Consider the following 13120-nt stretch of genomic DNA (forward strand, 5'->3'; position numbering starts at 1 on the left):
TTGAAGACGCAGTTGCGCACCTGGCAAGGTCATCGGCGCTCCGGAAGACGGTGATACCATCAGCTTGCCCGAACGCATTAGAGCTTGAGCTTGTTGGAGCATGACCATGGCGCCCGTTGACCCTCGCTGCGACCTCATCTACGCCATCGAGCGCTGGAGCGAGGGCTATTTCGAGATCGGCCCAGGCGGCCATCTCTGCGCCCGCCCGCATCCCGGTTCCGAGACGCGCATCGACCTAATCCAGCTCGCCGACAAGCTCCGCGACGCCGGACTCGCACTGCCGGTGCTGGTGCGCTTCGACGACATCCTGCGCCATCGCGTACATCGGCTTCAAGGTGCCTTTGCCGCGGCCATCGCCGGGCACAACTACCAAGGCAGCTATCGGCCGGTCTACCCGATCAAGGTCAACCAGCAGCGCAGCGTGGTGCGGGCCTTGCTCAGCGCTGGCGGGCTTGGGCTCGAGGCCGGCAGCAAACCGGAGCTGATGGCGGTGCTGGCACTCGTACCACCCAGCCAGCCGGTTATCTGCAACGGCTATAAGGACCGCGAATACATTCGCTTGGCGCTGATCGGCCGACGCCTCGGGCTTGATGTCCATATCGTCATCGAGAAGCCTTCGGAGCTTGATCTGGTCCTCGACGAGGCCAAGCGGCTTTGGGTCGAGCCGGCGATCGGTGTGCGCATCCGCCTCGCCGCGGCGGCCGCCGGCAACTGGCAGAACAGCGGCGGCGACAAGGCCAAGTTCGGCCTTTCGGCGAGCCAGTTGCTGGCATTGGTCGAACAACTGCGCGCTGCCGACAAGCTGCACTGGCTGCGACTGCTACACGCGCATTTGGGCTCGCAGATCCCGAGCCTCGACGACATCCGCGCCGGCGTCGCCGAGCTAGGCCAGTTCTACGCCGCGCTGCACGCGCTGGGCGCCCAGCCGCGTATCCTCGATCTCGGCGGCGGGCTCGGCGTCGACTACGAGGGCAGCCACACCCGCGCCTACTGCTCGATGAACTATCGCGCCGAAGACTACGCCGAGGCCATCGTCGCGACCATCGGCTCGCTCTGCGCCGAGCGCTCCTTGCCCGAGCCCGACCTGATCACCGAATCCGGCCGCGCGCTGACCGCCCATCACGCCGTGCTGATCACCGATGTTGCCGATCGTGAGCGCGCAAGTGATGCGATTGCAGAAGAGATAAATCAAGCCAACAGCGCATTAGCGGAGTCAAAGCCATTGCCCGCTCAAGCTGTTGCTATCAGTCGGAATGTCACATCTAGCGGGGCTGTCGCAACCAGTCCGACTGCCACGACCATCGGGACTCATGTGCGCCAAGCCGCCAGCAGGCTGCAGGCTGCACCAGAACCGCCTGAAGTCGAGCTGGCTCGCCTCGAGCAAGCGCTGCGCGACGCCACCGAAGCCCCGGCGCTGGCGGTTTATGAGGAGGCCGAAGCGGCCGTGCAAGCGCTGCGCCGGCGTTTCGCTGCCGGCCAGCTCGGCCAACGCGGATTGATCGCCCGCGCCCGCGGTGACGAGCTGTTCATCGCCTGCTGCCGGGCGCTGCGCCCGCGTCTCTCGCACGCCAATCGCCGCCAGCGCGAAGTGCTCGAACAGATCGACGCCCAACTCGCCGACAAACTCTTCTGCAATTTCTCACTGTTCCAGTCGCTTCCTGACGTCTGGGCCATCGATCAGATCTTCCCGATCTGCCCGTTGCAGCGGCTCGACGAAGCACCCACCGAGCGCGGCGTGGTCCATGACCTCACCTGCGATTCCGACGGCTGCATCGCGCACTATGTCGATCAAGACGGCATCGAGGCCAGTCTGCCCGTGCATGCCTTCGATCCGCAGCAGGAGACCTATCTACTGGGATTCTTCCTAGTCGGTGCCTACCAGGAGATATTGGGCGACATGCATAATCTGTTTGGCGACACCGATGCGGTCGCGGTCGAGCTTGATGCAGACCAGCCTGAGGGTTGGCGTCTGCTCGAGCTCGAGCATGGTGATTCGGCCGATGAGCTGCTGGCAACGGTTCACTTCGAGCCCCGCGCCCTGCTGGCCCAATACCGTCGCCGTCTCGATGGTGCAGAGCTCGAACGCGAGACGCGCGAGCAGCTTTATTCCGAGCTCAAGGCCGGGCTCTATGGGTATACCTATCTCGGACGGCTGTAACGCATGGGCCTGGCGTTGCATGGATGCGCTGCACCGTTAGCGTGAATCTCGCGCGACCCATCTGTCGGGGGTGGCGCCGAGCGCTTAGTCGCTGTCTAAATTCTACTTCCCGATGATCGCTCTACAGTGGTGCTCAAACCAGGAAGCAGTTGATGGACTGTTTCTTATATGCGCATTAGGACGACGACGTCGCTTGCGCTCAGGCGCCAGGGGATCGGAACGCTGCCTTAACAGGAGCCCCCTTAAAAAGGCGAGCGTCTCAGCGGCAAGGCCTGTAACTGCTCGGGCGCCTCGAGCAGCAGATTGTGGCCGACTCCTGGAAACAGGTGCAGCCGCGTCGCTGGACGCCAAGCCGCGACCTCGCGCGCCAGTGCACTGAATCTTCGATCCTGGCTACCCGCAACCCAGTCCAGCTCGCCTGGATAGTCGACGATGGCCTCCTGCATGGGCGGCATCTCAGCCAGACCATGCACCCGCAGCGAGGCCGCGAGCGCGCTCGCGTGCTGGCTCAGGCGCCGTTCGCGCTGTTGCGCCAGGCACTCCACCGGCAGACGCGTTTGGGTCGCGAAGAGAGGCAACTGCTGCCAGGCGTCGACAAAGGCCTCAAGCCCTTTCTGCTCAAGCAGACTAATCCAACGTTGGTCCGCAAGGCGACGAGATTCACGCTCATCGGGCTCGATCAAGCCTGGATGGGCAGACAGGATCATCGCTTGGTCAAAGCGCTCTGGCACTAACCTCAGCAGGCCAAGCGCGAGCCGACCGCCGAGCGAATAGCCGACGATGCGATCGATTGAATCCGGTAGGGCGACGAGCAACCGGCGTAGGGCGTCATCGAACGCGCCCTCGGGAGCAATGCTGCCACCATGCCCGGGAAGATCGATCGCTAGCGCCGGCTCAGTGCAGGGCCAGCACGCGCACCAGTCTTCGGCCAAGCCGGTGAACCCATGCAGCAGCAGGCTTCGCGGTGGCTGATCGGCCTCTAGGCCGCCGATACGCACTGCACGGAAGCCTTGCTCGGCGAGTGCAGGGTGCGGGTCGGGGCCGTAGAGACAGGCGCCGGTGAGACATGTTTGTGCTGGTCCGATTGGCTTGATCACCTTGCTTAGCAGCCGTCCATTTTCTACTTCCCGATTCTTGCCGGACAGTGGCGCTCAAATCGGGAAGCAGTTGGTGGACACTTTCTTACCTGCCGCTGCTCACAGCGCCTGCTGCTGAGTCTAGCCGATTGGCTGGGGTGGGGCGGGGTCGGGTGGTATGGTGTTGTGCCGGTCTGAGTCCGCAGCCTGCGGTGCGTCTGGCCGCGCAGGGTCGCCGGGGAGTGCTACTCTTGAACGCTCAGGCGGTGTCAATAGGAGCTGTGTGGCGATGCGTTTTTTTAATACCGAGGGGCCGGTGCGGGCCGATATGCATTACCTCCTGCCACCGCTGACGCGCTGGGATCTGGAGGAGGTGCTCGCTCTGATCGAGCAGAAGAAATACTTCCTGCTCCACGCCCCGCGCCAGACTGGCAAGACCTCCTGCTTGCTGGCGTTGATGGAGTTTCTGAACCAGGATGGCCGTTACCAAGCGGTGTATGCGAATCTCGAAGGGGCGCAGACCGCGCGCGAAGATGTCGCCCGCGGCATGCGAACGATCTGCGGCACCATCGAGGCCGCCGCCCGCCTCTATCTCGGTGATGAGCGTCTGCACGACTGGACCGAACGTGCCTGGCAAGCGCGCGGCATCGATGGCGTGCTCACCGGCTTGCTCGAGACCTGGAGCGCCAACAGCCAGACCCCCGTGGTCCTGCTGCTCGATGAAGTCGACGCCCTGATCGGCGACACCCTCATCGCCCTGCTGCGCCAACTGCGGGCCGGCTATCCCCAGCGTCCGCAAGCCTTCCCCAACACGGTCATCCTCTGCGGCGTGCGTGATCTACGCGACTATCGCATCCATGCCCGCTCCGAGGCGGCGCCGATCACCGGCGGCAGTGCCTTCAACATCAAGGCTGAATCCTTGCGCTTGGGCGATTTCAGCGAGGCGGAAACCCGGACCTTGCTGCAAGAACATACCCAGGAGACCGGCCAGGTCTTTACCCCGGAGGCGCTGCAACAGGTCTGGACACTGACCCAAGGTCAGCCTTGGCTGGTCAACGCGCTGGCCTATCAGGCCTGTTTTCGCTCGCCCGAGGGGCGCGATCGCACCCGACCGATCGATGCCGCAATGATCGACGCGGCCAAGGAGCATCTGATCCTCAATCGTGTCACCCATCTCGATCAGCTGGCCGATAAGCTGCGTGAGGAGCGGGTGCGACGCATCATCGAGCCGATGCTGGCAGGCGAGTCGCTAGAGCAGCTGCCGCTCAGCGATCTTGAGTATCTGACCGATCTCGGGCTGTTGCGCCAGCGCGGTGGCGGTGGCATCGAGATCGCCAATCCGATCTACCGCGAGGTCTTACCGCGCACCCTGGCGCTGGTACCTCAGGCCTCACTGCCACAGATCAGCCCAACCTGGCTCGATGAGCAGGGCCAGCTTGATCTTGAGGCGCTACTCGCCGCCTTCTTCGACTTCTGGCGCCAGCATGGCGAGCCGCTGCTCAAAAGCGCGCCCTATCATGAGATCGCCCCGCATCTGGTGCTGATGGCCTTTCTGCACCGGGTTGTCAACGGCGGTGGCACCCTGGAGCGCGAATATGCCATTGGCGCCGGGCGCATGGATCTGTGCCTACGCTATGGCGCGGTGACGCTGGGCATCGAGCTGAAGGTCTGGCGCGATGGGCGACCTGATCCGCTCGCGCGGGGGCTAGAACAGCTCGATGGCTATCTGGACGGACTGGGGCTGGATAGCGGTTGGCTGGTGCTCTTCGATCGCCGCAGTGGACAGCCGCCAATCGCCGAGCGCACCAGCGTCGCCGAAGCGCTTAGTCCGGATGGGCGGTGCATTCAGGTGATTAGGGCCTGATCGCGTGCTCATCGGATCGGGCGCCAACGCCGGCTCATGGCGCTCATGGATTGCTGAACCGAACGAGATCCAGAACACTGCCTCACTTGGCAGATGCATCTGCATACACAAAGCCGCTTCCCGGACAATTGGGCAATTGGATACGGCCTGCCTTAATCGTGGGTGCTGGGCCCAAATCCGCCGCGAACCAATCGGCGGTCGCGAGCCCGTGCGCGAGCGTCGAGCCCGTCGCCGCCGCCAGCTGGGCGCTGCTCCAGAGCCCAGCGGCGGATTCGATCAGACTGGTGATAACCACCTCTAGGCCCGCCGCCTGAGCCTGCCACGCTAGCGCCAAGGTTGGCCGAAGGCCACCGATGACGCCCGGTTTCAGCACTAAGCGGCTCAACGGCAGTTGCTCCGGATCGAGCGGCCAGCCGCGCGCCGACAAGGACTCGTCGAGCGCCAATGCGAAGGGGGCCTGCGCCTGCAAGGCGCGAAGCTGGGTGTCAGTCGCTGCCGCACAAGGCTCCTCAAGGCACTCGATCTGATCCGCGAACGGCCTTAGAGCGTCTATCAGCTCGCCCGTCGTTGTCAACGTCCAGGCACGATTCGCATCCAGGCGCAAACGCACATCAGCGGGTAGCCGCGCACAGAGATTCTGGATCGCTTCCAGCTCGCAGTCGATCGGCGCCACACCAACCTTGACCTTCAGTACCCGAAAGCCGGCGGCCAACGCCTGGTCGATCTGCTCAGGTTGCAGATCGACAACGGCGCCAAACGCGGCGTTGAGCTCGATCTCTAACCCCGGCTTCAGTGCCTGTTCTCGATCTCGGTCCGACGTCAGATCAGGTGCTCGTGCCGACGCTGCCTTCAGTTCTATATCGCGCGCTGCATGCTGATCTAACACCGTCTCCCGATCGCGCGCTATCTCCATGCGCTGCAAACTCATGAGATAGGCATACAGCGTCAGGCCACAAAGGCGTGCGGACAGATCGAGCAAGGCCGTCTCCAGTGCCGCATCGGCGGCTGGCGTGGGCGACGGGATCTGCCGCTCAAGCAGGGCAAGCTGCGTCTTCACGGTGGACTGGTTGTGATCTCGCAGCCAGGTCGACAACCGCTTTGCAGCGGCGATCCAGGTTTCGGTTCCCGCCTCGGGCAAGGGCGCGCAATCGCCATAACCGCAGCAGCCTTGCCAATGCGCTTGCACCAGCCAGCCCTCCCGCTCACGGCGAAGGCCATGCGCGCTGCGCCAAGGCCGACGCAAGGGCAGTCGGTAGGGCGTCAGCGCCAATTGCGGCGTCATTACTCAGACTCACCAGGCCTCGAGCAGCAATCCCAACCCCAAAAGCAGGGTCAAGGCCAGCTGGTACTGGCCAGTACGGGCCAGTAATTGATTCAGCGCCCGGCCTTCGGTGTGCCAGAGTTGGCGGATCAGCAACGCAGCTGGCAGCAGCGCCAACAACAGTGGCCAGCCCTGCAGCGGCAGACTGCCGATCATCAATAGCGGGATCGGACTCACCAGCAACACCGCGTAGACGATGCGCGCCGCCGGGCGGCCGAGCAGATGGCAGAGGGTCCGCCGACCGGCGATGCGATCGGTGTCGAAGTCCCGATAGTTGTTGAGCAGCAGTACCGCTGCGGCCGGCAATCCCAGCGCGATGCCGAGGGTGACGGCCTGCGCCGACAGGCTCAGGGTCTGCAAGTAATAAGTGCCGCCGACCGCAGCGATGCCGAAGAAGGCGAGCACGAACAGCTCCCCATAAGGGCCATAGGCAATCGGCTTGGGGCCGCTGGTGTAGGCATAACCAGCGGCGATCGCGGTGACGCCCAGGGCGAAGATCGGCCAACCACCGCGCACCACCAGCAAAAGCCCAAGCAGGAAGCTGGACAGGAAGACCAGATGCGCAGCGCGTTTGACCTGAGCGGCGCTGAACCAGCCTTGCGCCGCAGCGCGTGCCGGCCCGAGCCGGTCCGGGGTATCGGTGCCGCGCTCAAAATCGGCCGCATCGTTGTGCAGGTTGGTCCCGATCTGGATGCCGCCTGCGGCGATCAGCGTCGCCAGTGCGGTGAAGAATGCCAGCCGCCCGCTTTGCGCGAGCGCCAAGAACAGCCCAGCCAAGACCGGCGATATCGCTAATGGCAGGGTGCGAGGCCGCGCCGCCTCGATCCAACGCTGCAACTGTAGGCCGAAGCGGGGCAAAGCCACGGGCTGCTCTAGCTCAGGGGACATCTTGGCCTCATCTGGCATAACGGATACTCAAACAGAAACAGTGGCTTCGGCTGCATGATCAGGATCAAGAATGGGATCGTCCACGCGCGTTTAGGTCGCGTCGGCGCAACGGCAGGCAACCCCGGACTGCAGTTTAAGGACGCCGCCGAAATGGACCAAAGTCCGGCGCGCGCTTCTCGAGGAAGGCGTCACGGCCTTCTTGAGCCTCAGCGGTCTGATAGAAGAGCCCAGTCGCATTGCCGGCCAGCTCTTGGATGCCGGCCAGCCCATCGCTATCGGCATTGAACGCCGCCTTCAGCAACCGCAGGGCTGTCGGCGAGTGGCGCAGCATCTGCCGACACCAGTCGACCGTGGTCGTCTCCAACTCGGCGATCGGCACCACCGTATTGACCAACCCCATCTGCAGCGCCTCCTGGGCATCGTACTGACGGCACAGGAACCAGATCTCCTTGGCACGCTTTAGGCCGATGGTGCGCGCCATCTGGCCGGCGCCGAAGCCGGCATCGAAGCTACCCACCTTGGGGCCGGTCTGGCCGAAGCGGGCGTTCTCAGCGGCAATGCTGAGATCGCAGATCAGATGCAGCACATGACCACCGCCGATCGCATAGCCGGCCACCATCGCCACCACCGGCTTCGGCAGACTACGGATCTGCCGCTGCAGCTCGAGCACATTCAAATGCTCGGTACCGGCGGCATCCCGGTAGCCACCGTCGCCGCGGATGCGCTGATCACCACCAGAGCAGAATGCCAGCTCGCCGGCGCCGGTGAGGATGATGACGCCAACCCCAGGGTCCAGATGGGCGCGATGAAAGGCGTCGATCAGCTCGAGCACTGTCTCCGGGCGGAACGCATTGCGAACCTCCGGGCGGTTGATGCTGATCTTGGCGATGCCCTCGGCCTGATGCATCAAGATATCTTGATAGCCCGGCGCAGTGATGGCCTCCCACGCAATGGGCGGGAAGTCGACTTGTGGTTCGATCATGGTCTATTCTCTGGTCTTCTCATGCGGGCAGCCTCAGGCACTGGCCGCTCGTCGAGCCGCTCAACGGGTTCTCAGCAGCGATGGTCGGCGCCGAACCTCGTGGCTAGTGCAACGCTGCCAAAGCGTTGATACCGCCCGAAAGCGACCAAGCTCCAATATCAACAATGGTTTGAGTCATCAGCATGTGTCGGGACTTCAGCAGCGCAGCACGAGCCTGCTGCAGTGCAGTATAAACGCCACGCCCCAGTCGGGCCGGCAGGACACTCAATCAGGCCCCGGAAACATCAGGCCCCGGAAACGATGACATGCGTATCCACTCCCAAAAGGCGAGATGCGCTTGGCGGCTGACCTCGGGATCGATCACGCATTCGATCATACCTGGCGTCAGACCGACTTCAGACAGTGCCGCGTCGAGGCCTTCAGCATCCTCGACCCGCCAATGGCGCAGCCCGGCGAGCGCCGCCAGGGCCGATAGCTCGACGCGTTGTGGGGTCTGCCAAAGGCGCTCGAAGTCCGCGAGTCCTCGCTGCGGCAAATAATCGAAGATATGCCCGCCACCATTATTCAGCACCAGCAGCGGTCGATCGAGCCGGGTCGCCAACAGGAGCCCACTGAGATCGTGGCAGAGTGAGAGGTCACCCACCAGCCCCCAGCACGCAAGCCCAGCCTGATGGATTCCCGCCAAGGTCGACAGATAGCCGTCGATGCCGCTGGCGCCGCGATTGCCGAGCAGCGTGACTTGAGCGCCACCGGCACGCCACCAGGTATCTAGCTGGCGGATCGGCATCGAATTGGCGCAGAACAGGGCCTCGCCATCCGGGATCGCAGCCCTGAGCGCAGCAATCACCTGGGCCTCGCTCCAAGACAACGTCCGCAGCAGGCCCGCCTTGCGCTCGTCGATCCGCGCCTCCTGAACTGCTGGGCTGGGTCGCAGACGCAGATCCGCTGATGTATCCGTTGCCGAGGAGGCCAGCCCGGAAGAAGGACTCGCTTGCGCGAGGCTCGCAGCAACGAGCCGCCAGGTCTCCTGCTCGGCCGCACGCCAGCGCGCCAGCCAATCGGGGCGAGGTTTGACCAGTCCTTGCACGCGCAGTGCATCGCAGACCGCCGCGGCCGGGAGCTCAAGCCGGAGCAACGCATCATGACTGGGATCGGACCAAACGCCTGTCTCAGAGATCAAGATCGCGGGCACGCCCTCTAACCATTGGCCGAGCAGCTTTGAAACCGGTGCCCTCCCAATGCGCAGCACCCAGTCCGGGCGCAGAACTCGGGCGACCTTGGGGTGACGCAAGAAGCTGTCGTAAGCACTGATTTGAGTCTCAGCGATCGCTGGCTGCGCGCTGGCGCGAAGCCCTGAGAGCGGATCAACCAGAACCGGCAAGGCTAACGCCTCAGCACAACGCCAAAGACTCGGCGCCAGACTCAGCCACGGAGCGCTACTCACCGGCGTGCGCAGCTCCGAACCGGGACCGCAAAGGATCAGGCCGCGGCCGGCTGGCCAGCTCCTGAGCTCAACCTCGAGCCGAGTCACCATGGGCTCAGCCCCGTGTGGCTCAGCCCCGTGTGGCTCAGTCCCGCGTGGCTCAGCCCCCTGTGGCTCAGCCCCGTTTGGCTCAGCCTCGCGGCTCCTTTCGGCAACCGGCCCAGTCTTAAGTCGCGCGAATCCAGTCTCATTGCCCTCAGAGTCGTTGCACTCAGCCACATTGTCCACGGATTCAACAGCAATCGACCCAGCATCCACTGAGCGCAAAGGGGGTTCCGCGCCTTCAAGGTCCACGGCCGCGGTGCACGCTGGACCTGGCACCAAAGGCTCGTCAAAGGGCAGATTGAGATGCACCGGTCCAGCGCGCTGACCGCTGCTGACCAGCGCCACGCGGCGACCCAACGCCCGTTGCGCTTTGAGCGCCGGCGCTGTTGCCTGCGGCAGGCCTGGGTCTAGGAATTCGCGCACAAAGGCGCCGAACAAGCGCGTCTGGTCGATGGTCTGATTTGCACCCCAGCCCCGTAACCGAGGTGGGCGATCCGCGGACAGCAGCAGCAACGGCAAGCCAACCTCCGCAGCCTCAATGACCGCCGGATACCAGTGCGCCGGCGCGCTGCCAGAGGTTGCGAGCAGCGCGACCGGACGTAATTGCGCACGCGCGATACCCAACGCAAAAAACGCTGCGCTGCGCTCATCCAGGATCGGCGTCAATTGCAAACAACCGGCCACCTCGAGTTGCTGCGCCGCGATCAGCAAGGGCGTCGAGCGCGCGCCGGGCGAGAGCACGAGATGGCGCAGGCCGGCCGACACCATCCCCTCCAGCAGGGCCAGCGACCAGCGCAGGTTAAGGCAGCCGATATCGCCGCAGCCAATATCGTCGGCGGCGCTCACGCGAACTGCAGTGCGCTGAGCATGGCGCCGAGCTTGGCCTCGGTCTCGTCCCACTCGGTGGCCGGGTCGGAACCCTTGACGATGCCGGCGCCGGCGTAGAGCTCTGCGCGATGACCGCAGATGCGCGCGCAACGCAGCAGCACCCAAAGCTCGCCGCTGAGATCCGGCTCCAGGGTTCCAGCGGCTCCGGTGTACCAACCGCGATCGAACGGCTCACCGTGCTGTAGCCAGCCACGCGCAGTGTGTCGGGGCTGGCCGTTGGTGGCCGGGGTCGGGTGCAACTGCTCTGCCAGTTGGAAGACATCGACCGCCTCATCGGCGTAGGCGCGAATCGGGCTCCACAGATGCTGCGCATTGCTGAGCTGCATGAGCTGAGGCTCGGCTGGTGTTTCTATATCGGTGCTGCAGGGCTCGAGCGCTTCGCAGATGGCATCAATGACGAATTGATGCTCACGCAGGTTCTTGTCCGAGGCTCGCAGGGCAAGCCCCAGAGCCGTATCGGCCGCACTGTCGGCATCTCGCCCCGCGGTACCGGCAATCGCATCGACCTCGATCTCGCGGCCTTGCTGACTGAGCAACCGTTCCGGTGTCGCGGCCACGAAACTGGAGCCATTGCGACGCAGCTGAACCACCTGACACGACGGAAACAGGCAACTCAGTGCACCCAGTAGCCGATCGACATCGAAACCGCGGGTGCCGGCCACATCCAAACGCCGCGATAGCACCACCTTCTGCAGGCTGCCGTAGTTGATTTCGTGCAGCGCCTGATCGACCAGCTCTGCCCAACCGGCCTGGTCTGGCTCAGCGAAGTCGCGCCGCAGATGCGCGGCGGTGAGGGGCCCATCAACCGGCCGATAGAGCCCCGGCACCAGCCGCTCGAGCGCCTCGCTCCAACGCTGGAGCAGCCTCTCTGCAGTCGTCGGCCGCGGCGCTGAGAGCACCAGAGCCGCCTCGCCCTGGCAGGCGCGAACGCCCACCTCAGGCACCCAGAACAGCGCGTTCGGCAGATGATCCTCGATCATCGGCGCAGCGTCGCCCGTTGCCGCAAAGCCGAACATCGCGAAGGCGTCAAGGCCGGTCTCATCGGGATCAGCGCGATCCCAGTGCGGACGCAGCGCACGACCGGCCGCCGCGAGCCGCTGCAGTCGATCGGGACCCTCAGCGCTCCACTCCGCGGCGCAGCCATAGCCCGCCCGCAGCTCATCGCGATGTACATGGCGGAACTGAAAGTGCGGGCCGGCGAGTTGTGGCAGCGAGGTCGGCACGCGCGGCAACGCCAGCAGCAGCGACACCAGCCCCTGATCCTGGTCGAGCGGCAACGCGGCAACGCCCTCCGTGAGGGCGGCCTTTAGTTGATCGAGCACTTGCAGCGGAGCGCGCACCTGAGGGCCTTCCAAATCTGCCAGCACAGCGGCCTGTGGCAAATGCCAGCGGCCTGCTGTGGTTTCATCCCTGCTCGGCCCAGAAGGCATCCAACGCCGCACTGCAGTCAGCCGTTCGCTCCCATTGCGGGATGCCAAGCGTAGGCACGATGCGCACCGCCTTCCAGTTGCTGTGACTGGCGACCAGATCGGCCAGCAACTCAAAACCAACGTTGGCATCGCGGTCATAGAGCACCAACACCGGCAACTGCAGCTTGGCGTAGAGCGTCTCCGTCGCCTGGCGGGTAAACAATTGACCAGCTAGGAAATAGTACGGCGCATGCCGCGCCCCTGGCTGGTGCGAGGTGGCATAGGCGTAATCGACCATCGCCTCCGGCGGCGTGCCGACATAGCTGCGCTGCAGGAAGTAGCGAATGCTCGGTCGCTTGGTCAGCAGCTGGTACAGCCCTTGGCCGAGGCCAGGCAGGGTGAAGACGCTGTGCATCGCGCGCCCAACGCCGCCGGATGGCAGCTTGCGCGCACTGAAGCCGGTTGGCGAGAGCAGGGTCAGGCTGAGAAAGCGCTCACTGGCGCTCAATGCGGCACGGGCGGCAAATTCGCTGCTCAGCGAGAAGGCGATCACGTCGGCTGGCGCTTGAACCACATTGGTGAGGAAGGCAATGATCGCGTTGGCGTAGAGCTCGGGCGAGTATGGCCGATCACTGCGATCAGAGAAGCCGAAGCCGGGCAGCTCCGGCACATAGACGCGCCGTGTCGCCCGGTAGTGATCGTACAGCGGCTTCATCTCGAACGCGCTGGGGGCGGCGTTGATGCTATGCAGCAGCACTAATGGGCGGCCATCTTCCGGCCCGCCGACGTAATAACTGATCTCTTTCAGGTGCGAGGTGGCGAAGCTATCGCGCGTCGCATCCAAGGCCTCAGGCAGCGCGACCTGCCGACGCATCGGTGCGTCATCGGCCGTTGTCTGTTTGCTAAAGCCGGAATCGAGACGGGCTCCCGTGACTGCGGACATGGGATTTACCTAATTGTTGATGGCGGATGTTCCGAGGGATGGAGGATCGACCTCCGCTGGATC

Annotated in this window: 9 protein-coding genes; 2 read left to right on the plus strand and 7 right to left on the minus strand. The window is 64.3% G+C overall.

Annotated elements, in window-relative coordinates; genetic code table 11:
* Positions 1-106 precede the first annotated feature (106 nt).
* Positions 107-2158: a biosynthetic arginine decarboxylase gene (gene speA, locus CKO42_RS27270; protein ID WP_242479277.1), complete on the plus strand. Its 2052-nt coding sequence runs from the start codon at positions 107-109 to the stop codon at positions 2156-2158.
* A gap of 242 nt (positions 2159-2400) precedes the next feature.
* Here speA and CKO42_RS10260 read toward each other — a convergent pair whose 3' ends face one another.
* Complete coding sequence (locus CKO42_RS10260; protein ID WP_338034895.1) at positions 2401-3255, minus strand: alpha/beta fold hydrolase; 855 nt, start codon at positions 3253-3255, stop codon at positions 2401-2403.
* Between the two features lie 268 nt (positions 3256-3523).
* On the opposite strand from CKO42_RS10260, the gene CKO42_RS10265 reads away from it, so the two are divergent.
* Positions 3524-5098 (plus strand): AAA-like domain-containing protein, encoded by a 1575-nt coding sequence (locus CKO42_RS10265; protein ID WP_200243210.1) that lies wholly within the window; start codon positions 3524-3526, stop codon positions 5096-5098.
* An 82-nt stretch (positions 5099-5180) separates the two neighbouring features.
* On the opposite strand, the gene CKO42_RS10270 is transcribed toward CKO42_RS10265, so the two are convergent.
* From CKO42_RS10270 to CKO42_RS10295, 6 genes are all read right to left on the minus strand, one after another.
* Positions 5181-6380, minus strand: a complete 1200-nt coding sequence (locus tag CKO42_RS10270) for a mandelate racemase/muconate lactonizing enzyme family protein (protein ID WP_200243212.1) — start codon at positions 6378-6380, stop codon at positions 5181-5183.
* Between the two features lie 9 nt (positions 6381-6389).
* Positions 6390-7307, minus strand: coding sequence for a 1,4-dihydroxy-2-naphthoate octaprenyltransferase (gene menA, locus CKO42_RS10275; RefSeq protein WP_200243214.1), 918 nt, complete (start codon positions 7305-7307; stop codon positions 6390-6392).
* A 133-nt stretch (positions 7308-7440) separates the two neighbouring features.
* Positions 7441-8289, minus strand: coding sequence for a 1,4-dihydroxy-2-naphthoyl-CoA synthase (menB, locus tag CKO42_RS10280; RefSeq protein ID WP_200243216.1), 849 nt, complete (start codon positions 8287-8289; stop codon positions 7441-7443).
* A 268-nt stretch (positions 8290-8557) separates the two neighbouring features.
* Complete coding sequence (menD, locus tag CKO42_RS10285; protein WP_200243217.1) at positions 8558-10663, minus strand: 2-succinyl-5-enolpyruvyl-6-hydroxy-3-cyclohexene-1-carboxylic-acid synthase; 2106 nt, start codon at positions 10661-10663, stop codon at positions 8558-8560.
* Positions 10660-12045 carry an isochorismate synthase gene (locus CKO42_RS10290; protein WP_200243218.1) on the minus strand — a complete coding sequence of 462 codons (1386 nt, stop codon included), beginning with the start codon at positions 12043-12045 and terminating at the stop codon, positions 10660-10662. The genes menD and CKO42_RS10290 overlap by 4 nt, the downstream gene beginning before the upstream one ends.
* A gap of 64 nt (positions 12046-12109) precedes the next feature.
* On the minus strand, positions 12110-13057 hold the full coding sequence (locus CKO42_RS10295) for an alpha/beta fold hydrolase (protein WP_242479278.1): 948 nt from the start codon (positions 13055-13057) through the stop codon (positions 12110-12112).
* Positions 13058-13120 lie beyond the last annotated feature (63 nt).

Source organism: Lamprobacter modestohalophilus (assembly GCF_016583905.1).
GTDB classification, from domain to species: domain Bacteria; phylum Pseudomonadota; class Gammaproteobacteria; order Chromatiales; family Chromatiaceae; genus Lamprobacter; species Lamprobacter modestohalophilus.

What these genes read in the sequence shown, in the direction of transcription:
- speA (WP_242479277.1), top strand. Translation starts at nt 107, where the DNA reads ATGGCGCCCGTTGACCCTCGCTGCGACCTCATCTACGCCATCGAGCGC.
- CKO42_RS10265 (WP_200243210.1), top strand. Translation starts at nt 3,524, where the DNA reads ATGCGTTTTTTTAATACCGAGGGGCCGGTGCGGGCCGATATGCATTAC.
- CKO42_RS10270 (WP_200243212.1), bottom strand. Translation starts at nt 6,380, where the DNA reads ATGACGCCGCAATTGGCGCTGACGCCCTACCGACTGCCCTTGCGTCGG.
- menA (WP_200243214.1), bottom strand. Translation starts at nt 7,307, where the DNA reads ATGTCCCCTGAGCTAGAGCAGCCCGTGGCTTTGCCCCGCTTCGGCCTA.
- menB (WP_200243216.1), bottom strand. Translation starts at nt 8,289, where the DNA reads ATGATCGAACCACAAGTCGACTTCCCGCCCATTGCGTGGGAGGCCATC.
- CKO42_RS10295 (WP_242479278.1), bottom strand. Translation starts at nt 13,057, where the DNA reads ATGTCCGCAGTCACGGGAGCCCGTCTCGATTCCGGCTTTAGCAAACAG.